Source organism: Achromobacter deleyi (assembly GCF_902859705.1).
Taxonomy (GTDB): domain Bacteria; phylum Pseudomonadota; class Gammaproteobacteria; order Burkholderiales; family Burkholderiaceae_B; genus Achromobacter; species Achromobacter deleyi.
In genome coordinates this window covers 150240-173227 of sequence record NZ_CADIJO010000014.1, presented here as the reverse complement: position 1 = coordinate 173227, position 22988 = coordinate 150240, and the positions used below count along the sequence as shown (strand labels likewise).

The window sequence follows — 22988 nt, the reverse complement described above, 5'->3', positions numbered from 1 at the left end:
AAGCCACCAGGGCCTGGGGCCGGTCCTCTGGCGCCATGGCGCCGAACAGCAGCAGCGGCACGTTGTCGGTCACCGCGGCCCAGCAGGCGCCGGCGGCCGCGGCGCACTCGGCCGGGGCGCCGTGCCACACCGCGCGCAGCACGGCCCAATCCAGGACAGCCCAGGCAGCGGCGGCCAGCAGCACGGCCACCACGGCCGATCCCAACCAACGGCGCCAGGGGGGTGCACGGCGCGCATCCCCGCCCAGGAGCGGCAGGCCTGGCCGGTCGCCCAGGCGGGCGCCGTGGCTGTCGCCGGGGCCGTGGCGCGCATGGCGCGCGTTCCAGGCGGACAGGGCGCCGCCCAGCGCCAGCGCCAGGCCCAGGTACACGGCGACTGCCAGGGCAATGCCTTCCAGCGCCAGGCCGGTCTGCGTGATGGCGGTGTTGATCACGGCCATCAGTTCCTGGTAGCCGAGGGCAATCGCCAGCGTGCTGTTCTTGACCAGCGCCAGACACTGGTTGGCGTACGGCGGCAGGGCGACGCGCGCGGCGTAGGGCGCGATGACCCGGCGCAAGACGCTGGCCGGGGTCAGCGCCATGGCCTGGCCCGCTTCCACCAGGCCGACCGGCACCGCGCGCACCGAGGCGCGCACGATGTCGGCGATGTAGGCGGCATGGAACACGATCAGGCCGATGGCCAGCGCGGCGAATTCGATGCTGGGCTGCCAGCCCCCTTGCAGGCCCAGGCCGCGCCGGACGGGCAGATCGACCTGCACCGGCGGCAGCAGCGTCCAGGCCGCCAGGGCCAACGCCAGCGGCAGCAGCCACGTGGCGCCTTGGGCGAGCCGGCTTGAGCGGGATCCGACCTCGCGGCCCCACTGACGATGCGCCAGCCAGCCGGCCAGCAACGCGCCGACTGCCGCCAGCGCATACGGCAGCCAGCCGTGCAGGGCGGGCAGCGCCAGCCCGCGATTGGACAGCAGCACCGATGGAAATGGCTGCCAGGCCTGACGCGCATCCGGCAGGCGCAGCAGCAGGCCATACCAGACGAACAGTTGCAGCAGCACCGGCGTGTTGCGCAGCGGCGCGATGATGGCCGCGGCGGTGCGCGCGGCCAGCGGCTGCGACGACAGGCGCAGCAGCCCCAGCCCGATGCCCAATAGCGTCGCCACGGGGATGGCCACCAACGCCACCGTCAGCGTATTGACCAGCCCCGCGGCAATCGACATCCAGTACGGATCTTCAGGCGTGACCGGCAGCAGGCTTTCCGAAATGCGAAAGCCCGCCGGCTGGAACAGGAAGCCGAAGCCGCCGCGGATGCCGCGCGCCGCCTGCACGGATTCGATGTGCAGGATCAGCACGGCGGCCATGCCCCCCAGCGCCAGGGTCCAGGCCAGGGCGGGCAGCCAGCGCCGCAGGGCGGGGCTCCCGGGCAGGGCAAGGGTGGCGATCATGTCATTGGAACGGCGGCGAATACAGCAGCCCGCCCTTGTTCCACTGCGCGTTCAGGCCGCGCTCCAGCTTGAGCGGCGTGGCCGCGCCCAGGTTGCGGTCCCACACTTCGCCGTAATTGCCCACCGCCTTGATGACGTTGCGGGCCCAGCCTTCGTCCAGGCCGAAGCTCTTGCCGATGCCCGGGTCCAGGCCCAGCAGGCGGCGTACCTGGGCATCGGTGCTTTGCGCCTGGCTGTCGACGTTTTTGGACGTGATGCCCAGTTCCTCGGCGGCCACCAGCGCGTTCACCGTCCAGCGTACGATCGCGGTCCAGTTCGGATCGTCCTGGCGCACGAAGGGGCCCAGCGGCGACTTGTTGATGCGTTCGGGCAGAATGACGAAGTCGTCCGGATTGGCGGCGCGCGCCGCGCGGCTGGCGGCCAGCGTGGACGCATCCGACAGGTAGACGTCGCAGCGGCCGGCGTAGAAGGCCTGTTCCAGCTCCACCAGGTTCTCGATCACCACGGGGCGATAGGTGAGCTTGTTCTTCTTGAAGTAGTCGACCAGGTTCTGTTCATTGACAGTGCCCGGCTGTACGCAGACCTGCGCGCCATCCAGCTCGGTCGCGCTTTTCACGCCCAGCTTGCGCGGCACCAGGAAGCCCTGGCCGTCGTAGAACACGATGCCGGCGGACACGATGCCCAGGCCCGCGTCGCGGCCCGAGGTGATGGTGGTGTTGCGGTTCAGCACGTCGATCTCGCCGCCTTGCAGGGCCGGAAAGCGCTGCTGCGAACTGAGCGGCACGAAGCGGGTCTTCTCGGCATCGCCCAGCACGGCGGCGGCCAGCGCGCGGCACAGGTCGGCATCCAGGCCCGTCCAGCGGCCCTGCTTGTCGGCAATGGACAGGCCCGCCGAGCCCTGGCTCACGCCGCACACCAGTTCGCCGCGTTTCTTGATGGCGTCGACCGTGACGCCTGCCGTGGATGCGCCGGCATAAGCCAGCGCCGCCGCCACGCCGGCGGTCTTGAGAAGAGAGATCAACCGCATGCCGTTCCCGTATTCGTTGTATGCAAGAAAGGCATGAATTCTAGGGTGGCGCACCCGTGCGGCGAGCGACTATATGGTCATATGGTTATGAGAACTTAGCCTTATCCAGATTCGCGTCATATACCTAGAATCCGTCCATACCAAGTTGCATAGACGAAGAAGGTCGCGCATGAGCTGGCAGGACGAATTCAGGCAGTTGTTTCCCATCACACGCGACAAGGCCTACGCCAACATCGCCTACACCAGCCCCTTGGCGCCCAAGGTGGCCGCTGCGGTGGCGGACTTCTTTGACGGCATCACGCATGCCCGCAGCGACAAGCCGCAATGGCTGCGCGACGCGGCAGCCTTGCGCCCGCGCCTGGCCCGCCTGATCGGCGGCGACGCGCGCCGCGTGGCCTTTACCAAGAACACCACCGAAGGCCTGAACACCGTCGCGCAAGGCCTGGCCTGGCAAGAGGGCGACAACCTCATCGTCGACGACCAGGAACATCCCACCAACGCCTTGCCGTGGCTCAATCTGCGCCGCCGCGGCGTGCAGGTGCGCGTGCCGCCGTCGCGCGCCGGCCGCTATACGGTTGACGACCTGTGGCAGCACGTCGATGCCCGCACACGGCTCATCGCAGTGTCATGGGTGCAGTACGGCACGGGCCTGCGCACCGACATCGCCGAGCTCGGCCGGCGCTGCGCCGAACGCGACATCTGGCTGGTGGTCGATGGCGTGCAGGGCGCGGGCCTGTTGCGCGCCGAGGTCGATGCCTGGGGCGTGGATGCCTTTGCCAGCGGCGCGCACAAAGGCCTGCTGGGCCCCTTGGGCGTGGGCTTTCTGCATGTGTCGCCGCGCCTGCTGGATGCGCTGGACCCGCTCTACATCGGTCCGTCCGAAGTGACCACGCTGGGCAAGGACGGCCTGCAATGGCAAGTGGCCGTGTCGGACGCGGGCGATGCCCGCCGCCTGGAATCGGGCAACCTGAACTATCCCGGTATCGCCGGCCTGGCCGGCGCGCTGGATCTCATTGAATGGGCGCAGCCTGAACGCATCGAACCGTGGGTGATGGAACTGTCCACGGCATTGAGCGATGGTTTACGCGCACTGGGGCTGCAGGTAGTATCCCCAGCCGACGACGCCTTGCGCAGCACCACCACGGCCGTACGCGTGGCCGATCCGGCCGCCGCGCTGGCGCACCTGGCCCGCGAGGGTGTGGTGGCCAGCATTGTCGAGTATGGTTACCTGCGCCTGTCCGTCGGCGCCTACAACAATCACGGGGACATCGAACGCATCCTGCGCGCCGCGCGCGGGTTCGCCGCCTGATCCCCCCACCATCACGCATCTCAAGGAGAGACACATGACTGAAGCGAAAAAGCCCGACTGGCGGCTTGAAACCATTGCCGTGCATGGCGGCTACCGTCCCGACCCGACCACGCGCGCCGTGGCCGTGCCGATCTACCAGACCGTGGCCTACGCATTCGACGACACGCAACACGGCGCGGACCTGTTCGACCTGAAGGTCGCGGGCAACATCTACACCCGCATCATGAACCCGACGACCGACGTGCTGGAACAGCGCGTGGCCGCCCTGGAAGGCGGCATCGCCGCGCTGGCGCTGGCCTCGGGCCAGGCCGCGGTCACCTACGCCATCCTGACCATCGCCGAAGCCGGCGACAACATCGTCTCGTCCAGCACGCTGTACGGCGGCACCTACAACCTGTTCGCGCACACGCTGCCGCAGTACGGCATCACCACGCGCTTTGCCAACCCCAGCGACCTGGCCGCCTTCGAAGCGCAGATCGATGACCGCACCAAGGCCATCTTCGCCGAGTCCGTCGGCAACCCGCTGGGCAACATCACCGACATCGCCGCGCTGGCCGAACTGGCCCACCGCCATGGCCTGCCGCTGATCGTCGACAACACCGTGCCGTCGCCGTACCTGCTGCGCCCCATCGAACACGGCGCCGACATCGTGGTGCAGTCGCTGACCAAGTACCTGGGCGGCCACGGCACCAGCCTGGGCGGCGCCATCATCGACTCGGGCAAGTTCCCCTGGGCCGAGCACAAGGCCCGCTTCAAGCGCCTGAACGAACCCGACGTCAGCTACCACGGCGTGGTCTACACCGAAGCCTTCGGCCCGGCCGCCTACATCGGCCGCGCCCGCGTGGTGCCGCTGCGCAATACCGGTGCGGCGATCTCGCCGTTCAACTCGTTCCAGATCCTGCAAGGCATCGAAACGCTGGCGCTGCGCGTGGACCGCATCGTGGAAAACGCCGTCAAGGTGGCGCGCTACCTGCGCGAACACGCCAAGGTCGAATGGGTCAACTACGCCGGCCTGCCGGACCACCCCGACCACGCGCTGGTGCAGAAGTACCTGGGCGGCAAGGCGCCGGGCCTGTTCACGTTCGGCGTGAAGGGCGGCCGCGAAGCCGGCGCGCGCTTCCAGGACGCGCTGCAGCTGTTCACGCGCCTGGTGAACATCGGCGACGCCAAGTCGCTGGCGACCCACCCGGCGTCCACCACCCACCGCCAGTTGAATCCCGAAGAGCTGCAAAAGGCCGGCGTGCGCGAAGAAACCGTGCGCCTGTCCATCGGCATCGAGCACATCGACGACCTGCTGGCCGATCTGGACCAGGCCCTGGCCAAGGTGTGAACGGCATGACGATGATTCACCGCAGAAACCTGTTGAAGCTGGCCGCGGGCCTGCCCGCGCTGGCCGCAGCCCCGGCCATCGCGGCCCAGCCGCAAGCCGCCCGCGCCAAGACCTACGTGCTGGCGCACGGCTCGTGGCATGGCGGCTGGTGCTGGCGGCCGGTGGCCGACCGGCTGCAGGCCGCCGGTCACCGCGTCTATGCGCCCAGCTTCACCGGCATGGGCGACCGCGCGCATCTGCTGAACCCGGCCATCACCATCGACACCTTCGTCGAAGACCTGGTGCAGGTGATCCAGTCCGAAGAACTGAACGACGTCATCCTGGTGGGCCACAGCTTCGGCGGCATTCCGATCTCGGGTGTCGCAGATCGCATTCCCGAGCGGCTGGCGCACCTGGTGTACTTCGACTCGATCGTGCTGCAAAGCGGCCAGAACGCGTTTTCGGTGTATCCCAAGGCGGATGCCGATGCCCGCATCGCGGCGGCGTCCAAGGCCACCAACGGCCTGGCCGTGCCGATTCCCGATCCGCTGCCCGCGGCCTGGGGATTCAAGCCGGGCAGTACCGACGAAGCGTGGGTCAAGCGGCGCCTGACCGCGCATCCGCTGGCCAGCTACACCACGCCGCTGACGCTCAAGCATCCCATCGGCAACGGCCGCCCGCGCACCTACATCCACTGCACCCAGCCTGAACTGCCGGTGCTGGAAGAATCGCGCAAGCTGGTGAAGTCGCAGCCGGGCTGGAACTGGGTCGACATCGCGGCGCCCCACGAGGCCCACATCACGCACCCGGCGCTGTTGGCCGATCTGCTGCTGGGGCTGTCTTAAGCCCCGGGTTTAAGGCCTTTCCTCCAGGCCGAGGGCGCCACGCCCTCGGTGCGCAGGAACACCCGGCTGAACGCCGCTTGCGAGCGGTAACCCACGCGTTCGGCGGCATCCTGGATGCCCACGCCTTGCGACAGCAAGCGCCGCGCTACGCGCATGCGCAGCAATTGCAGCAATTGCGCGGGCGTGGTGCCGCTGTGCAGCGTGAAGCGGCGGTGAAACGTCGCTTTCGACATATGCACGTGGCGTGCCATGTCGTCCAGGTTCCAGTCGTCTTCGGGCCGCGCCAGGATGGCCTGGAGCAAGCCCGCCATGGCCGGGTCGCGCGCCAGCACGAACAGGCCGTAGGCCTGGCGGTCGTGGATGGCCAGATGCCGCAGCATGAAGAAGATCAGCATGTCCGTCAGGCGTTCCAGCACCACGGCCGACGCGCCGCCTTCGCGCGCGGTTTCGCCCAGGATCAGGTCGAACACCCCGCGCGCACCGGCATAGCGTGCATCGCCAGCGCGCAGCAAGAGGACGTCGGGCAGGGTGTCGGCCAGCAGGTCGGCCAGGCCGGGGCGAAACTGGAAAAAGCCGCAGGCCAGGCCGGTGCCATCGGGCTGGGCCGGGGCCAGCGGCTGCATCGCGCGGCAGGCGGGTGCGCCGGGTTCGGGCGGGTCCAGCGGGGTCAGCGCGTGCGGCACGTCGCGCAGGAAGAGCACGCCATCGCCCGCCGACAGCGTCAGCGGCGCCTGCTCGCCGCCCAGGTCGACGCGGCAACGTCCGTGCAGGATCAGGTGAAAGCTGGCGCGCGCCCGGCCGCTGGTGCTGGCCGTCCAATTGCCGCAATACTGGCCCAGGTGATACAAGCTGGATTGCACCTCCAGGCTGGACAGCAGCAGGGCGTCGACGGCGGCTTGGTCGGTGTTCGGGGGGGCAGTAGATGGCATGGTTATATGGGCATTGCTGAAAGTCGATAAGATCGAGCATCAGCTTGCGATCCCCGTGCATTGTCGCGCTTCGCGGTGCGGCCGCACAATCGTGTTTTCATCGAACGTCTTCCAGGAGACTCTCATGGCCCGTTTGACTGTCCACACCGCGCAAAGTGCGCCCGAACCCACCCGCGCCGCCCTGGCCGCGGCCGAGCAGGGCGCCGGCTACCTGTCCAACCTGCTGGGGGTGCTGGCCAACGCACCCGTCGCGCTCGAAGCCTACCAGACCCTGTCGCAGATCAACGCCCGCGCCGGGCTGACGCTGCAGGAACGCGAAGTGGTGCAACTGGTGGCCGGCACGCGCCACGGCTGCACCTTCTGCGTGGCCGGCCATACGGCGCTGGCCCGCAACAAGGCCAAGCTGTCGCCCGAAGTGGTGGACGCGCTGCGCGCCCAGGGCATCTTGCCCGACGCCCGCCTGCAAGCGCTCGCCGCCTTCACCGAAGCCGTCATCCAGACCCGTGGCCGCGTCAGCGACGAAGCCCTGCAAGCGCTGCGCGATGCCGGCTACACCGACGGCAATGCCCTGGAAGTCATCGTCGGCGTGGGCCTGGCCACGGTCTGCAATTTCGGCAACAACCTGGCGCAGACGCCGCTGAACGAGCAGCTGAGCGCCTACGCCTGGAGCGGCGACCGATGACGGCGCGCCAGCCTGATCGGCTGACGCCGGAACTCGCGGCCTGGCTGGACCAGCACGCCGGCGCGCTGGACGACGGCACCCAGGACCCGGCCAGCGTGCTGCCGCGCCTGGCCGCCGCTGGCCTGTTCCGCCAAGGCGTGCCCGAGGCCCTGGGCGGCCTGCCGGGCACCGACATCGGCGATGCCATCGAAGCCGTGTCCCAGGTGGCCGAACACTCCGTGGCCAGCGCCTTTGTCGCGTGGGGCCAGCGCGTCTTCATCGAATACCTGCTGCGCAGCCCCAACACGGTGCTGGCGCAGACCTGGCTGGCGCCGCTGCTGGCGGGCGAGCAGGCCGGCGCCACCGCGTTGTCGAACGCCATGAAATTCCTGAGCGGCATCGAATCGCTGCAGATCAGCGCCCGCCAGGACGGCGGGCAATGGCTGCTGGACGGCCGCATGCCCTGGGTCACCAACCTGCGCAAGCAGGGTTTCCTGGTGGCCGCTGCAGTCTCGGCGCCCGATGGCACGCCTGCCGTCGTGGCCTTGCCGCACGATATCGACGGCCTGGCGCGCAGCGCCGACCTGGACCTGCTGGCGCTGCAATCGAGCAACACCGCGGCGCTGGACGTACGCGGTGTGCGCATCGGCCCCGAATGGCTGATCCATCCGGACGCACGGCAATACCTGCCGCAGGCGCGGCCGGCCTTTGCCGGCCTGCAATGTGGCCTGTCCATCGGCCTGGCCCGGCGCGCGCTGCGCGCGGCGCAGGAAGCGGGGCAGGGCCAGGCCTCGCGCGGCATCCTGGGCGAACCGCTGCAAGCGCTGGCCGCCCAACTCGACGACCTGACCGCACGCCTCATCGACGGCGTGCGCAGCGAACGTTTCGTGGCCGAGCCGTGGCGCCTGTTCGAATTGCGCATCGGCCTGGCCGACGTTGCCAGCCAGGCGGTGCAGCTCGAATTGCAGGCCAGCGGCGGGGCGGCCTACTTGAAACCCGCGGGCGACGGTTTTGCGCGGCGCTGGCGCGAGGCCGCGTTCCTGCCCATCGTCACGCCCAGCCTGGTGCAATTGAAGACCGAACTGGCCAAGCGCCAGACGCGTCTGGCGGCCGAGGCCGCCGCGGCAGAGGGCAGCACATCGGCGGGCGCGGCATCGCGCAGCGCCACGTCCGAGGCCGCCCGATGACGACGCCGCCGCGTCCCGTGCTGCAAGCCAGCGGGCTGTCGCTGCGCTATGCCGGCGCGCCCGCCGACGTCTTCCAGGGCGTGGACCTTGCGCTGGACCGCGGCGAAGTGGTGGCGGTGCTGGGGGCCAGCGGCGCGGGCAAATCCAGCCTGCTACGCGTGCTGGCGGGCCTGCAAGCGGCCAGCACGGGTTCCCTGCTGATGGAAGGCGCGCCGCTGACCGGCGTGCATCCGCGGGTGGCCGTGGCCTTCCAGGACCCCAGCCTGTTGCCCTGGCTGTCGCTGGAACGCAATGTGGCCTTCGGCCTGGACTTCAAGCATCAGCCCGCCCTGAGCGCCGCCGAACGCCGCCTGCGGGTCGACCAGGCCATCGACGAAGTCGGCCTGGCGCATGCCCGGCAGTTGCGCCCGGCGCAGCTGTCCGGCGGCATGGCCCAGCGCACCGCGCTGGCCCGCTGCCTGGCGCGCCAGCCGTCGGTGCTGCTGATGGACGAACCCTTCGGCGCGCTGGACGAAGTCACCCGCGGCGAAATGCAGGCGCTGCTGCGCAAGGTGGTGGCCGACTTCCATACCGCGGTGGTCCTGATCACCCACGATATCGACGAAGCGCTGCTGCTGGCCGACCGCATCGTGCTGCTGGGCGGCGCGCCCGGCCGCATTCTGGGCACGTGGCCGGTGGACCTGCCGCAGCCGCGCGCCGACCTGTTGTCGGAAATGGGCGCATTGCGCCTGGAAATCCTGACCCGCCTGCGCGCCGCGCTGCGGGATGTACGCGGCCTGGGGCCGATCAACACTGAAAGCGCCAAGGAGACTATGGATGTGCCTTGAACACATGTCGCGTCGCGACTGGTTGAAACTCTCGGCCCTGCTGACCGTGGGCGGCGCCGCGCCGCTGCTGTCGGCCTTCAATGCGCGGGCGCAAAGCGAGCCCGACGCGCCCGTGCGCATCGGCTATCTGCCCATCACCGATGCGGCGCCGCTGCTGGTGGCGCACAACAATGGCCTGTTCGACAAGGCGGGCGTCAAGGCCGAAAAGCCCACGCTGCTGCGCAGCTGGGCACAGGTGATCGAAGCCTTCATTTCCGGCCAGGTGAACGTGGTGCACCTCTTGTCGCCCATGACGGTCTGGGCGCGTTTTGGCAGCCAGGTGCCGGCCAAGGTGGTGGCCTGGAACCACGTGGGCGGCTCGGGCCTGACGGTGGCCCCGGCCATCAACAGCGTCAAGGAACTGGGCGGCAAGACGGTCGCGATTCCGTTCTGGTATTCCATCCACAACGTCATGCTGCAATACCTGCTGCGTGAAAACGGCTTGACGCCCGTGTCGCGCAAGGACGCCGCCGTGGCGGCGAACGAGGTCAATCTGGTGGTCATGGCGCCGTCCGACATGCCGCCCGCGCTGGCGCAGAACCGCATCGCCGGCTACATCGTGGCCGAACCCTTCAACGCCGTGGCCGAAACGCTGGGCGTGGGCAAGGTGCTGCGCTTTACGGGCGACATCTGGCGCAACCATGCCTGCTGCGTCGTCTTCATGCACGAGCGGGACCTGCAACAGCGCCCCGAGTGGTCGCAGAAAGTGGTGGACGCCATCGTCCAGGCCCAGCTCTGGATTCGCGACAACCGCGAAGAGACCGCCAAGCTGCTATCCAAGGAAGGCATCAACCGCTACACGCCGCACGCCTTGCCGGCGCTGAGCAAGGTGCTGGCGCCGCCGCCGTCGGACCGCGAGCAGTACCTGGCCAGCGGCGCCATCCGCCATGCCGACTGGGACGAGCGCCGCATCGACTTCCAGCCGTACCCGTTCCCCAGCTACACCGAAGAACTGGTGCGCCGCCTGCGCGACACGCTGATCGAGGCCGACCGCGGTTTCCTGGCCAGTCTGGACCCGGCCCGCGCCGCCGCCGAGCTAGTCGACGATCGCTTCGTCAAGCGCGCCATCGAATCCGCGGGCGGCTTGCAGCGTTTCGGCTTCCCGGATTCGTACCGCCGGACCGAGACGGTGCAGGCGTGACGGCGGCTTCCGGGGCAACCCTGCCGCGCCGGCAAGGCCTGGCCGCGCGCTGCGGCCTGGGCCTGGCCGGCCTGGCGGCGCTGCTGGCGCTGTGGTGGCTGGGCACCGACGTGCTGGCGCCGGCCGGCGGCATGGCGCGCCGCTTCGCGCCGGGGCCGACGTTCGTCAGCCTGGGCGAACTCCTGACCGGGTCCGATCTGCCCATGCACGTGTGGGTCAGCCTGCGCCGCATCGCGGTGGGCCTGGGGCTGGCGTTGGCCATCGGCGTACCGCTGGGCCTGGCGATTGGCAGCTACCGGCGGCTGGAGGCGGCCGTGTCGCCCGCCATGCAGTTTCTGCGCATGATCTCGCCGCTGTCGTGGATGCCGATTGCTGTCATGGTGTTCGGCGTGGGTGACGACCCGGTCTATTTCCTGCTGACCTTCGCCGCGGTCTGGCCCATCGTGCTCAACACCGCGGCCGGCGTGCAGCAGCTGGACGCACGCTGGCTGCAATTGGCGCAAAGCGTGGCCGCGACGCGTTGGGAAACGCTGTGGCACGTGATCCTGCCGGGCGTGCTGGGCCATATCCTGACCGGTGTGCGGCTGGCCATCGGCATCCTGTGGATCGTACTGGTGCCTTGCGAAATGCTGGGCGTGTCGGCCGGCATGGGTTATTTCATCCTGGACACGCGCGACCGCCTGGCCTATTCGGAACTGATGGCCATGGTGCTGCTGATCGGCGTGCTGGGCTTCTTGCTGGATGCGGCCGCGCGCGGGCTGTATCGGTACTGGCGAGGGTAGGGCGGGGCGCCGCGCGGGTCTGCGGGCGCGTTGCCGCCCGCCATCGCGATGCATGAGCGCCCGGCGCGCCCGTTTCTTTTATTTGCGTGCGCTCTTGCCGCCTGCCGGGCAGACCACCCCGCGCAGCTTGCGCTGCACCGGGTCGCGCGCCACCGGCGCATTGACGATGCCGGCAATGGGGATCGATTCCACCAGCCCGCCATTGGCGTTGGGGCCGGCATAGTGCTGGGTCTCGGTGACCGTGTAGGTGTTGTTGCTGCAGTTCAGCGTGACGGGCTGCGTCACCGACCCATAGGGCTGGCCGTTGGCTTCCGAGACCCGCGGCTGGGCATAGAACCAGGCCACCGTCACCCGCATCACGAGCGGCCGCTCGGACAGCGCCGCGATCGATTCGCTGTCGTAGAACACGCCCGGCATGGCCTGCGAATCCACGGGCTGCCAGGCCGGCGGGGTGCCGAACACGATGCCTTCGACGCCGGGCGTGCGCGGCACGATGTTCACCGCGCAGGCATTGTCCGGAATCGGATCGCCCTCGCGCACCGTCACCGCCTTGCAGACGTCAGCCGGCTCGGCCGTCGCCTGGGCCCAGGCCGGCCCCGCCAGCAATGCCAGGACCAGGGTGAGATGCGCATGCCGTGCTGTCATGGGGCGTTCCGTGTGAGACATCGATATCGTTAGCACCCAAGTATAGAGGGGTGAGCCAAGCCCGGCCGGTCGCCCGCCCGGCCGCCCGGCCGCCCGAAGGCCGGGCAGCCCCCCGTGGGGGGCAGCAAGCGCGCAGCGCGCAGCGTGGGGGCTTACCACCCGGGGCTTGTCATCCCTGTATAGTCTCGTTCCGTTGCAGGCGTGTGTTCAGGCCGCCTGAATGTCGGGAGATGAGGCGATAGCGATGAATATCAGGGTGCTGGCCGGCGCGGCCGCCATCGCCGTGACCGGGGTGCTGGCCTACGGCTTGTATCAACAGATCCCGCCGGGCCAGCCGCTGGCCCGCAGTGAGGTCATCGGCGAGCTCGATGGTCCGCCGCTGGCCGGTTATTCGCGCACGCGCCTTTACCGCTTCGGCGCCCAGCAGTTCCTGACCGGCCAACTGATCGCCGGCCCCCGCGACATCGAACCGCTGCAGCAAGCCCCCGTGCTGGACGCCTTGCTGCCCACGCACGCGGACAGCCCGCTGCGCAGCGCTGCCGCCGCCCGAGAGGTCCGCAACCTGGTCTACGGGGGCCGCGACAACGGGCGCTACGCGTTGCTGGGTTCCATCGGCGGCGATACCGGCGTCAGCTTGATCGCCGGCCCGCAAGGCCAGACGCTGTATCTGGTGGCCGGCCCGTCGCGCGATGCCCGCCTGGGCGCGCCGGGCGCGGTGTCGGAAACGCTGCGGTCCGACGATCAGGGCGCCAACTGGCGCTACGAACCCGATGTGGCCCTGGGCCCGCCGCAACGCCACACCGCATTCCTGACCCCGACCCGCGCCGTGGCACTGCAAGACGGCCCCGACGGCGAACGCCTGCTGCACAGCGAAGACGGCGCGCGTACCTGGTGGGCCATCTCGCTGCGCGAACAGGTCTGGCCCGACGCGGCCCGCTACGACAAGGCTTTTCGCGAGCAGGCCGCCCGCGCCCGCGACGAAGACGACACCCTGGCCTATGGCTGGTCGCTCTATCCGCTGGCGCCCGACCTGGCCGTGGGGTGGAGCTGGCGCGAACGCGTCGGCAAGGGCACGGCCCAGCGCATCGAGACCCGCCGATTCGAGGTGCGCTTCCAGGACGGCGCTTCACCCGCCTTCCGTATCGCGGCGGCGCCGCCGCCGGTGCCGGCGCAGGACCCCGAGTCGCAGGTGCTGCTGGGCCAACCCGTTTTCGAGACGGCCGGCAACCGCATCTACCGCCTGGACGCGGCCGACAAGACCTGGCACGCCGTCGCCGCTACGCCCACCGTCCGCGGCGCACGCACCCGGATCGGCCAGGCCTGGTTCGGCCGCAATGGCTGGGTGGTCAAGACCTACGCCAGGCACCTGCTCTCGTTCGGCGACGACACCCGCACCTACTTCTACACCGGCGACCAGGGCCGCACCTGGCGCCCGTTCCAGCTGTCGCCCGACCAGGAACGCGGCCTGCTCGGACTGGACGCGGCGGGGACGGGGCTGCTGGTGCACGCCGAGCAGGGCGGCAAGACCGTCATCCTGCGCTACGCGCTGGACGACGCGGGTCGCGCGCCGTGACCTGGACGATACGGCCCGCCACCGACGCCGATCGCCCGGCGCTGCGCGCGCTGTTCCTGGCCTCGCGCCAGCGAACCTACGCCTGGCAGCCGGCCGGATCGTTCGCCTTGGCGGATTTCGACGCGCAGACCGATGGCGAACGGCTCGTGGCCGCGTTCGACCCGGCAGGCCGCCTGGCCGGCTTCGTCTCGCTGTGGGAGCCGGACAGCTTCATTCATCACCTGTACGTGGACGCCGCCTGGCTGCGGCGCGGGGTGGGGCAAGCCTTGCTGCGCGCCTTGCCTGGCTGGCCTGCTACCCCTTACCGGCTCAAGTGCCTGCGCCTGAATGTCGGCGCGCTGGCGTTCTACCGCGCCTGCGGCTTTACCGCCATCGGCTCGGGCGTGTCGGAAGACGGCGAATATGTCCTGCTGGAATCGGGCGGGGCCGCCTGACTACCGCATAGCGTCGCCACGGGCGGCGCTTGCAGGCAGCGCCCGCCTTACTCGGCCAGCACGTAATCCGGATAGCGCTTGCAGATCTCGGCCACCTGGCTGAGCGTGCCCGACAGATGCTCGCGCAGCGCCTGTTGCGCCCGGGGCGCGTCCTGCGCGGCGATCGCATCCAGCACCCGCTGGTGGTCGTCCATGATGCGTTCGGCCTTGCCGGCTTCGGGCAGGTGCAGGCGCCGCAGGCGGTCCAGGTGGCCGCTGTAGCGCTGCGCCATGTGCCACAGCCCGATCATGCCGGCCGCCTCGTGCATGTCGCGGTGAAACGCCTGGTCGGCGTCCATGAACTGCTGCGACTGGCCGCTCGCGTGGCTGACCCGCTGGCGCTCGATGCTGGCCTGCAGGCGCTGGATCAACAGCGGATCGGGCCGCTGCGCCAGAATGTGCGCGATTTCCAGTTCCAGTGAGCGGCGCAGGAAATGCGCCTGCCGAGCCGCGGCGATGTCGATGCGGCTGACCACCGTGGTGTGCTGCGGATAGATCTCGACCAGCGCTTCCTCGGCCAGTTTCATGAGGGCGTCGCGGATGGGCGTCTGGCTCAGGCCATAGGCCTCGGCCAGCGTCACGCGCGACAGCGGGGCGCCCGGCGCCAGCTCCAGCGAGACGATCTGTTCGCGGAGATGTTCGAAGACCTGCGGCGCGGCGTGTCGCGAGCGGTCCAGTCTGAGCTTTTGGCTGTGCATCAGGGCGAAATCAAGTGAAGGCGTGTGGAACGGGAGTGTAGCGGGTTTCTCCCTAGCTGACGCACTAATGTATTAGTGTTTAAATGGCCTGTCTACGATTCCGCCCCGTCCCTTTTCCCCTTGCTCCCGCCTATGAAACGCACCTACGAAAGCCTGCGCAGCGCCGCCTGGATGGCCAAAGACGATCTGCGCTCGTTCGGTCACCGCTCCCGCATGATGCAAATGGGCTATGCCCCCGAAGACTGGGTCAATCGCCCCATCATCGCCATCATCAATACGTGGTCCGACCTCAACCCCTGCCACAGCCACTTCAAGCAGCGGGTCGAAGACGTCAAGCGCGGCGTGTTCCAGGCGGGCGGCTTTCCGGTGGAACTGCCGGCCATTTCCGTGTCGGAATCGTTCGTCAAACCCACCACCATGCTCTACCGCAACATGCTGGCCATGGAAACCGAAGAGCTGCTGCGCAGCCATCCGGTCGACGGCGCCGTGCTCATGGGCGGTTGCGACAAGACCACCCCGGGCCTGCTCATGGGCGCCATCAGCGCCGGGCTGCCCTGTGTCTACGTGCCCGCCGGCCCCATGCTGCGCGGCAACTGGAAGGGCAAGATCCTGGGTTCCGGGTCGGACGCCTGGAAGCTCTGGGACGAACGCCGCGCCGGCAAGATCACCCAGGAACAATGGACCGAAGTCGAAGGCGGCATCGCCCGCAGCTACGGCACCTGCATGACGATGGGCACCGCCAGCACCATGACTGCCATCGCCGAAGCCATCGGCATGACCCTGCCGGGCGCCTCGTCCATTCCCGCGGCCGACGTCGGCCACATGCGCATGTCGGCCGAATGCGGCCGCCGCGTGGTCGACATGGTCTGGGAAGACCTGACCCCGCAGCGCATCCTGACGCTGGCCTCGTTCAAGAACGCCATCAACGTAGCCATGGCCATGGGTTGCTCCACCAATGCCATCGTGCACCTGGTGGCCATGTCGCGTCGCGCCGGCCACCCCGTGGGGCTGGACGACTTCGACGCCGCCAGCCGCAAGGTGCCCGTCATTGCCAACATCCGGCCCAGCGGCGACAAGTACCTGATGGAAGACTTCTACTACGCTGGCGGCCTGCCGGCGCTGATGTCGCGCCTTCAAGACCACCTGGACCCGTCCGCGCTGACCGTCACCGGCAAGACGCTGGGCGAGAACATCGCGGGTGCCGAGGTCTACAACGACGACGTCATCCGCAAGCTGGACACCGCCATCTACGACGAAGGCGCGCTGGCCGTGCTGCGCGGCAATATCGCGCCCGACGGCTGCGTCATCAAGCCCAGCGCCTGCGCGCCGCAATACCTGCAGCACACCGGCCCCGCGCTGGTGTTCGACGACTATCCCAGCATGAAGGCCGCGGTCGACGACGAGAACCTGGACGTCACCGCCGACCACATCATGATCCTGCGCAATGCCGGGCCGCAAGGCGGGCCGGGCATGCCCGAATGGGGCATGCTGCCCATTCCCACCAAGCTGGTGAAACAGGGCGTGCGCGACATGCTGCGCCTGTCCGACGCCCGCATGAGCGGCACCAGCTACGGCGCCTGCATCCTGCACGCCGCGCCCGAAGCCTATATCGGCGGCCCGCTGGCGCTGGTCAAGACCGGCGACCTCATCACCGTCGACGTGCCGGCCCGCAGCATCCACCTGAACATCAGCGACGAAGAACTGGCCGCGCGCCGCGCCGCCTGGACACCGCCGCCCAAGCGCTACGAGCGCGGCTACGGCTGGATGTATTCGCAACACATCCTGCAGGCCAACGAAGGCTGCGATTTCGACTTCCTGGAAACCAGCTTCGGCGCACCCGTGCCCGAACCCGAAATCTTCTGAACCTGTTTTCGCATCCGATCCCTGGAGCTTCCGACGTGTCCGACATGAATCCCGAAACCCGCGCCCGCCTGGCCGGCATCAGCACCGCCACGCTGTGCACCGCCTTGTTCAAGCGCGGCCTGCGCAACCAGTTCATCCAGGACGTGCGTCCGCTGAACGCCACGCTGCCCAACATGGTCGGCCCCGCGTTTACGCTGCGCTACATCCCCGCCCGCGAAGACCTGAACACCATCAAGGTGTTCGAAGACCGCGCGCACCCGCAGCGCGCCGCGGTCGAGACCTGCCCGGCGGGCGCGGTGCTGGTCATGGACAGCCGCAAGGACCCGCGTGCGGCCTCGGCCGGCTCGATCCTGGTCACCCGCCTGATGAAGCGCGGCGTGGCCGGCGTGGTCACCGACGGCGGCTTTCGCGATTCGCCCGAAATCGCCGAATTGGGCTTTCCCGCGTATCACAACCGCCCGTCGGCGCCGACCAACCTGACGCTGCACCAGGCGCTGGACATCAATGCCCCCATCGGCTGCGGCGACGTGGCCGTGTTCCCCGGCGACATCGTGGTGGGCGACCGCGAGGGCGTGGTCATCATCCCGGCGCATCTGGCCGACGAGATCGCCGTCGAAGCGGTGGAAATGACCGCCTTCGAAGACTTCGTCACCAGCCAGGTGCAGGACGGCGCGTCCATCCTGGGCCTGTACCCGCCCACCGACCCCGGCACGAAGGACAAGTTCGCCGCCTGGCGCCAGCAGCACGGCCGCTGAGGCGCCACGCAGCACACGCCGCCAGGCACTACCGACAAGGCCGTCGAGCCTTGGCCGGGCGGCGCTGAAAACGGGCCATGCACACGCCGACAATCCCGCCGGCGGCCCATGCCTGATTACATAGACAAGGCAGGAGACAAACCATGAACACGCAACGTCGCAGCGCGCTGGCCGCGCTGCTGGCAGGACCGCTGCTGGGCGCGCTGGCGCTGCCGGCCTTCGCCGCCGAGTGGCCCGCGCAAAAGCCGATCTCGTATGTGGTGCCGTTCACCGTGGGCGGGTCCACCGACGTGGTCGGCCGCGTGCTGGCGCAAAAGCTGGGCGACCGGCTGCACCAGAACGTCATCGTCGAGAACAAGCCCGGCGCGGCCGGCGGCATCGGCGCCACCTACGTGGCCAAGGCCGCGCCCGACGGCTACACGCTGTTCGGCGGCACCATCAGCACCCACGCCATCAACGCCAGCCTGTACAAGAACCTGAAGTACGACCCGGTCAAGGACTTCGAGCCCGTCTCGCTGATCGCCTACCTGCCCAACGTGCTGCTGGTGGACCCCAACCTGGGCGTCAATTCCGTCGCCGACCTGATCGCGCTGCTCAAGCGCGACCCCTCCAAGCGCACCTTCGCCTCGTCCGGCGCCGGCACGTCCACCCACCTGGCCGGCGAGCTGTTCGCCGGCATGATCGGCGTGCCGCTCACGCACGTGCCCTACAAGGGCACGCCGCCCGCCATGGTCGATGTGTCCTCGGGCGCGGTCACCTTCATGTTCGACCAGATGACCGCCGCGCTGCCGCTCTTGCAGACCGGCAAGCTCAAGCTGCTGGCCGTCACCACGAAAGACCGCATCTCGCTCGCGCCCGACGTGCCCACCATGCAGGAAGCGGGCGTGCCCGGCTTCCAGATGGCCTCGTGGCAGGCCGTCTACGCGCCCAAGGGGACGCCCAAGCCCATCCTGGACAAGCTCGCCGCGGAAATCGCCGTCATCCTGAAAGAACCCGACGTGCAGGAAAAGCTGGGCAAGACCATGGGCATGGAACTGGTCGGCAGCACGCCCGACGAACTGCGCGCCCTGATGGCCACCGAGATTCCGCGCTGGGCGGAAGTGGTGAAGAAGTCGGGGGCGACGGTGGAGTAGAAGAGGGGGGCGGGTAAGCTCGCCGCCAATCCCCCCGGTTATGCGGACATCCACGACGGTATCGTGGTGCTGCTGGATACGGCGCGCCAGGCGGCGGCGTGCACGGAAAGCCCGGAGGCTTTCGTTCAAGCGATCAACGTGCTCAATTGATCTTGATGTTGCGTTCCTTGACCAGCACCTTCCACTGCGCCGTTTCCTTGGCCAGGTGGTCGCGCAGTTCGTCGGGCGAGCCGCCGATGGATTCCGCGCCGATCGAATCCAGCGTGGCCTTGACCTTGGGCTCGTTCAGCGCCTGGCGCATGGCGGCGTTCAGCTTGGCCACCACTTCCGGCGGCGTGCCGGCCGGGGCGAAGGCGGCGAACCAGGGCATCAGTTCGTAGCCGGGCAGGCCGCTTTCGGCCACCGTGGGCACGTTGGGCAGGGCGGCCGAACGCTTGCTGGTGGTCACGGCCAGCGCGCGCAGCTTGCCGGCTTCGATGTGCGGCTTGGCCGACGTGATGCTGTCGAACATGTAGTCGACCTGTCCGCCCAGCAGGTCGGCGATGGCCGGGCCGCTGCCCTTGTACGGCACGTGCAGCATGTCGATCTTGGCCATCGACACGAACAGCTCGCCCGCCAGGTGGATCGACGTGCCCACGCCGGCCGAGGCAAAGGTGTAGTGGTTGGGCTGCGCCTTCGCCTTGGCGATCACGTCGTCCACGCTCTTGACGTCATTGCGCGCCGGGTTGGTGACCAGCACGTTCGGCACCACCGCCAGCAGCGAGATCGGTGCGAAATCCTTGATCGGGTCGTAGTTCAGGTCGGCGTACAGCGCCGGGTTCACGGCCATGCCGTTGGCCACGATCAGGATCGTGTAGCCGTCCGGCTTGGACCGCGCCACGCTGGCCGCGCCGATGTTGCCGCCCGCGCCCGCGCGGTTCTCGACGATGAACGAGGTATTGAGCTGCTTGCCCATCGATTCGCCCAGCGTGCGGGCGATGCTGTCCATTGCGCCGCCCGGCGGGAACGGCACGATCCACTTGACCGGGCGGTCCGGGTAGCCGTCGGCATAGGCGCCGCAGGCGGCGCCCAGCAGGGCCAGGCCCATGCAGGCCCGGGCAAGGTGTTTGAAGGCGTGGCGAATTGGCATGCTGTCTCCGTAGTGCTTGAATTATTGTTGTCGGCGCATCGGCCGGCAGGCCGTGCGCGCGGGGGTGATCGGGCAGGGGGCGGTCAGTTGCCCCTGCGGTAGAAAGTCAGTTTGTCTTCGTCCAGTTCCAGCCCCAGGCCGGGGCCGCTGGGGATCTCCATCTCGAAATCCGTGTAGCGCGGCGGGTTGGCGACGATGTCGTCCTTGAGCAGCAGCGGCCCGAACAATTCGGTGCCCCACGACAGGCGCGGCAGGCAGGCAAAGCCGTGGGCCGAGGCGATCGACCCTACCGAGCCTTCCAGCATCGTGCCGCCATACAGCGACATGCCGGCCGCGTCGCCCACTGCGGCGGTGCGCAGCATTTCATAGATGCCGCCCGATTTGGCGATCTTCAGTGCCAGCACGTCGGCCGCGCCCAGGCGGGCGATGTCCAGCGCGTCTTCGGGGCCGTTGATGGCCTCGTCGGCCATGATCGGCACCACGAAGCGCGCGGCCAGCCGGGCCATGCCGGCCAGGTTGGCGCGCGGAATCGGCTGCTCGATCAGGTCCACGCCGGCCGCTTCCAGGCGCGCGATCGCGCCGGCGGCGTCGGCCTCGTTCCAGGCCTGGTTCACGTCCACCGTGACGCGGGCGCGGTCGCCCAGCGCCTGCTTGATGCGCGACACGTGCGCCACGTCGTCGGCCACCGCACGGCGTCCGACCTTCAGCTTGAACGTATTGTGGCGGCGGCTCGCAAGCAACGACTCGGCTTCTTCGATGTCGCGTGCGGTATCGCCGCTGGCCAGCGTCCACAGCACCGGCAGGCGGGTGCGCACGGCGCCGCCCAGCAGCGTCGACACCGGCACGCCCAGGCGCTTGCCCTGGGCATCCAGCAGGGCGCTTTCCAGCGCCGACTTGGCAAAGCGGTTGCCGCGCGCCACGGTTTCCAGGCGCCGCATCGCGCCGTGGATGTTGGCCGCGTCCAGGCCTGCCAGCGCAGGTGCCAGATAGGTATCGATCGCCAGCTTCATGCCTTCCGGGCTTTCCTCGCCGTACGACAGGCCGCCGATGGTAGTGGCTTCGCCGATGCCCTCGATGCCGTCGCTGCAGCGCAACCGCACGATCACCAGCGTCTGGCGCTGCATCACCGCCATGGCCAGTTGGTGGGCGCGGATGGTCGGCAGGTCCACCAAGACCGCTTCGACCGAGACTATGCTTACCGGATTCATACTTTTTACAGCCAGTTTGAACAATAGGCCGCAGTATCGCTTGCGCGCAGAGGCAAAGTCCAAGACTATATCGGTCTCTATTGATACCTTTCAGGTCTGAATAAGCCATGCAACTCAGGCAACTTCGGTACTTCCAGGCGGTGGCAGAAGAGGGCAGCTTCACCCGCGCCGCCGAAAGGCTGCACATGGCCCAGCCCCCGCTCAGCCGCCAGATCCGCCAGTTCGAAGAAGAACTGGGCGTGGCGCTCTTCGAACGCACCACCCGGGCCTTGCGCCTGACCGAGGCCGGCCGCTTCCTGCTCGAACAATCGCGCCTGTTGACCGCGCGGCTGGACGAAGTGCTGGAAGGCACCCGCCGGCTGGGCCAGACCCAGCGCCGCTGGTTCGGCATCGGCTTCGTGCCGTCCACCCTGTATGGCTTCGTGCCCGAACTGATTCGCCAACTGCGCAGCGCCGACCCGCTGGTGGAAGTCGGCCTGGCCGAGATGACCACGCTGCCGCAACTGGAAGCCCTGAAGGCCGGCCGCATCGACCTGGGCATCGGCCGCATCCTGCTGGATGACCCGGCGATTGAACGGCGCGTGCTGATGACCGAACCCTTGATGGCCGCCGTGCCGCTGCACCACGCGCTGGCCGGCAGCGCCAGCGTCTCGGTCGACCGCCTGGCCCAGGAACCCTTTGTGCTGTACCCGGCCCGCCCGCGGCCCAACTTCGCCGACCATGTGCTGGGCCTGTTCCGCGCCGCCGGCCATGCGCCGCAGGTGGTGCAAGAGGCCAACGAATTGCAGACCGCCATCGGCCTGGTGGCTGCCGGGCTGGGCGTGACCGTGGTGCCGGCGTCGGTCGAACGCCTGCAGCGGCGCGACGTGGCCCACGTGCGCATCGACGCCGACGCGTTTGTTTCGCCGGTCATCGCCAGCTACCGCAAGGACGATAAATCGCCCTTCCTGGCGCATGCCCTGGCCCTGGCCGAGGCCTTGGCCAAGGGGTAACAAACCGTTTTTTGACGGTCCATCGCGGGCGGCGTTGGGGCACACTACGGCCGGGCTGAATGCTGGCAAGCCCATTTTCCGGCAAGTCTTCCGGCCTGCATCACCGAAATGCCCGAGAGAGGTAATGATGATCGTCACTATCCAGAACAAACCCAAGTGGCTGTTTTCGCAATTGGGGCAGTTGGTCATCGCCGTCGGCCTGCTGTCGCTGGTTTTCAACTACGCCTATCGCTACACGGTTGACCGCCACATCAATACCCCGACGTTCCACGTCGCCACCATCGTGCTGGGCCTGATTGCCTTTCTGATCATCCGCAGAGACTATGTGTTCGCGCTACACCTTCAGCGAGTGCGCGATACCCAAACCCAACGCAACATCCGCAACTATTCCTGGACGGGCTTTTCACCCGACGATTTCCAGAAGGTCTCGCAGATGTACGGCTACCGTGGCGAAACCGATTTCAAGCAGAAGGATTTCGGCAAGCGCTAGGAACGGTCAGGCCATTTCTCACATCGGATCTTGGGATCCATCAATTTTCCTGGAACGCTATGACACTGAAGAAAAAAGGCGACTACTGGTACGGCACCTCGCCCGAAGACATCAAGACCGAGATCGCCAAGTTCAGCCACGATGAATATCCCGCCACCCGCTACGCGCAATCGGTGTGCACCTGCGGCAACCGCACGTTCAATCTGGAATCCGACGAAGAAGCCGGCGTCGCCCAGCGCACCTGCGCCGAGTGCGGGGTCGTCCATTTCATGGGCGACAGCGCCGAATTCGCCGACGAGGCCGACCTGGGCGGCCATGTCTGCGTGTGCGACGAAGACACCTTCGAATTGATGTCCGGCGTGGCGCTCTATGCCGACAGCAACGACGTGCGCTGGTACTACATCGGCTGCCGCTGCGTCGACTGCAACCTGGTGGGCGTGTTTGCAGAATGGAAGTGCGAAGCCGGCGACGCGGACGCGTTCCTGGCCAAGGTCTGACTCCCTGCCTCGATCAAGCCGTCTCGCTGCCACGCCAACCA

The 22988-nt window shown here is 68.4% G+C and carries 23 protein-coding genes; 16 read left to right on the top strand and 7 right to left on the bottom strand.

All coding sequences use genetic code 11. The features are described 5' to 3' along the window. A partial coding sequence (locus tag HV798_RS20270; protein WP_175216493.1) for an ABC transporter permease subunit occupies window positions 1–1435 on the bottom strand: 1435 nt, incomplete at its 3' end. A gap of 1 nt (window position 1436) precedes the next feature. Next, window positions 1437–2462 carry an amino acid ABC transporter substrate-binding protein gene (locus HV798_RS20265; RefSeq protein ID WP_175193576.1) on the bottom strand — a complete coding sequence of 342 codons (1026 nt, stop codon included), beginning with the start codon at window positions 2460–2462 and terminating at the stop codon, window positions 1437–1439. A 169-nt stretch (window positions 2463–2631) separates the two neighbouring features. Between HV798_RS20265 and HV798_RS20260 the strand changes: the two genes are divergently transcribed. The 3 genes from HV798_RS20260 to HV798_RS20250 are packed head-to-tail and all read left to right on the top strand — an operon-like array spanning window position 2632 to window position 5925. After that, window positions 2632–3771 carry an aminotransferase class V-fold PLP-dependent enzyme gene (locus HV798_RS20260; protein WP_025138536.1) on the top strand — a complete coding sequence of 380 codons (1140 nt, stop codon included), beginning with the start codon at window positions 2632–2634 and terminating at the stop codon, window positions 3769–3771. A 34-nt stretch (window positions 3772–3805) separates the two neighbouring features. Next, complete coding sequence (locus tag HV798_RS20255) at window positions 3806–5101, top strand: O-acetylhomoserine aminocarboxypropyltransferase/cysteine synthase family protein (protein WP_175193575.1); 1296 nt, start codon at window positions 3806–3808, stop codon at window positions 5099–5101. Between the two features lie 5 nt (window positions 5102–5106). Continuing rightward, window positions 5107–5925, top strand: coding sequence for an alpha/beta fold hydrolase (locus HV798_RS20250; protein ID WP_246288985.1), 819 nt, complete (start codon window positions 5107–5109; stop codon window positions 5923–5925). Here HV798_RS20250 and HV798_RS20245 read toward each other — a convergent pair. Further along, the gene (locus HV798_RS20245; protein WP_175193574.1) at window positions 5922–6854 is read right to left on the bottom strand and encodes an AraC family transcriptional regulator; all 933 of its coding nucleotides are present in this window, start codon (window positions 6852–6854) and stop codon (window positions 5922–5924) included. The two genes, HV798_RS20250 and HV798_RS20245, sit on opposite strands and share 4 nt — an antisense overlap. Window positions 6855–6978: 124 nt before the next feature. Between HV798_RS20245 and HV798_RS20240 the strand changes: the two genes are divergently transcribed. The 5 genes from HV798_RS20240 to HV798_RS20220 are packed head-to-tail and all read left to right on the top strand — an operon-like array spanning window position 6979 to window position 11491. Beyond that, complete coding sequence (locus HV798_RS20240) at window positions 6979–7536, top strand: carboxymuconolactone decarboxylase family protein (protein ID WP_175193573.1); 558 nt, start codon at window positions 6979–6981, stop codon at window positions 7534–7536. Then, entirely contained in the window at window positions 7533–8702 is a 1170-nt protein-coding gene (locus HV798_RS20235) for an acyl-CoA dehydrogenase family protein (protein ID WP_175193572.1), read from the top strand. Before HV798_RS20240 ends, HV798_RS20235 begins: the two co-directional genes overlap by 4 nt. Further along, window positions 8699–9529, top strand: coding sequence for an ABC transporter ATP-binding protein (locus HV798_RS20230; RefSeq protein WP_175193571.1), 831 nt, complete (start codon window positions 8699–8701; stop codon window positions 9527–9529). Before HV798_RS20235 ends, HV798_RS20230 begins: the two co-directional genes overlap by 4 nt. Beyond that, the gene (locus HV798_RS20225; RefSeq protein WP_175193570.1) at window positions 9519–10709 is read left to right on the top strand and encodes an ABC transporter substrate-binding protein; all 1191 of its coding nucleotides are present in this window, start codon (window positions 9519–9521) and stop codon (window positions 10707–10709) included. The genes HV798_RS20230 and HV798_RS20225 overlap by 11 nt, the downstream gene beginning before the upstream one ends. Beyond that, window positions 10706–11491, top strand: coding sequence for an ABC transporter permease (locus tag HV798_RS20220; protein WP_025138528.1), 786 nt, complete (start codon window positions 10706–10708; stop codon window positions 11489–11491). Before HV798_RS20225 ends, HV798_RS20220 begins: the two co-directional genes overlap by 4 nt. A 78-nt stretch (window positions 11492–11569) precedes the next feature. Here the strand turns inward: HV798_RS20220 and HV798_RS20215 are convergent, their stop codons facing one another. Next, window positions 11570–12136, bottom strand: coding sequence for a surface-adhesin E family protein (locus HV798_RS20215; protein WP_025138527.1), 567 nt, complete (start codon window positions 12134–12136; stop codon window positions 11570–11572). Window positions 12137–12380: 244 nt separating this feature from the next. Here HV798_RS20215 and HV798_RS20210 point away from each other — a divergent pair, with 244 nt between their 5' ends. After that, window positions 12381–13709 (top strand): beta propeller repeat protein, encoded by a 1329-nt coding sequence (locus HV798_RS20210; protein ID WP_175193569.1) that lies wholly within the window; start codon window positions 12381–12383, stop codon window positions 13707–13709. Then, the gene (locus HV798_RS20205; protein ID WP_175193568.1) at window positions 13706–14143 is read left to right on the top strand and encodes a GNAT family N-acetyltransferase; all 438 of its coding nucleotides are present in this window, start codon (window positions 13706–13708) and stop codon (window positions 14141–14143) included. Before HV798_RS20210 ends, HV798_RS20205 begins: the two co-directional genes overlap by 4 nt. Before the next feature lie 47 nt (window positions 14144–14190). Here the strand turns inward: HV798_RS20205 and HV798_RS20200 are convergent, their stop codons facing one another. Beyond that, entirely contained in the window at window positions 14191–14880 is a 690-nt protein-coding gene (locus HV798_RS20200; protein WP_025138524.1) for a GntR family transcriptional regulator, read from the bottom strand. A gap of 132 nt (window positions 14881–15012) precedes the next feature. On the opposite strand from HV798_RS20200, the gene araD reads away from it, so the two are divergent. From araD to HV798_RS20185, 3 genes are all read left to right on the top strand, one after another. After that, on the top strand, window positions 15013–16743 hold the full coding sequence (araD, locus tag HV798_RS20195) for an L-arabinonate dehydratase (protein ID WP_025138523.1): 1731 nt from the start codon (window positions 15013–15015) through the stop codon (window positions 16741–16743). Window positions 16744–16787: 44 nt separating this feature from the next. Beyond that, window positions 16788–17498 (top strand): ribonuclease activity regulator RraA, encoded by a 711-nt coding sequence (locus tag HV798_RS20190; RefSeq protein WP_175193586.1) that lies wholly within the window; start codon window positions 16788–16790, stop codon window positions 17496–17498. 143 nt (window positions 17499–17641) lie between these two features. Beyond that, the gene (locus HV798_RS20185; RefSeq protein WP_175193567.1) at window positions 17642–18631 is read left to right on the top strand and encodes a Bug family tripartite tricarboxylate transporter substrate binding protein; all 990 of its coding nucleotides are present in this window, start codon (window positions 17642–17644) and stop codon (window positions 18629–18631) included. Window positions 18632–18773: 142 nt separating this feature from the next. On the opposite strand, the gene HV798_RS20180 is transcribed toward HV798_RS20185, so the two are convergent. Next, window positions 18774–19760 (bottom strand): Bug family tripartite tricarboxylate transporter substrate binding protein, encoded by a 987-nt coding sequence (locus tag HV798_RS20180; protein WP_175193566.1) that lies wholly within the window; start codon window positions 19758–19760, stop codon window positions 18774–18776. An 83-nt stretch (window positions 19761–19843) separates the two neighbouring features. Continuing rightward, entirely contained in the window at window positions 19844–20968 is a 1125-nt protein-coding gene (locus tag HV798_RS20175; protein WP_175193565.1) for a muconate/chloromuconate family cycloisomerase, read from the bottom strand. Window positions 20969–21075: 107 nt separating this feature from the next. Between HV798_RS20175 and HV798_RS20170 the strand changes: the two genes are divergently transcribed. The 3 genes from HV798_RS20170 (at window position 21076) to HV798_RS20160 (ending at window position 22947) form a co-directional block, all read left to right on the top strand. After that, a complete protein-coding gene (locus HV798_RS20170; protein ID WP_175193564.1) occupies window positions 21076–21960 on the top strand; it encodes a LysR family transcriptional regulator in 885 nt (294 codons plus the stop codon). A 124-nt stretch (window positions 21961–22084) separates the two neighbouring features. Beyond that, on the top strand, window positions 22085–22450 hold the full coding sequence (locus HV798_RS20165) for a hypothetical protein (protein ID WP_175193563.1): 366 nt from the start codon (window positions 22085–22087) through the stop codon (window positions 22448–22450). A 59-nt stretch (window positions 22451–22509) separates the two neighbouring features. Beyond that, the gene (locus tag HV798_RS20160; protein ID WP_175193562.1) at window positions 22510–22947 is read left to right on the top strand and encodes a hypothetical protein; all 438 of its coding nucleotides are present in this window, start codon (window positions 22510–22512) and stop codon (window positions 22945–22947) included. Window positions 22948–22988 lie beyond the last annotated feature (41 nt).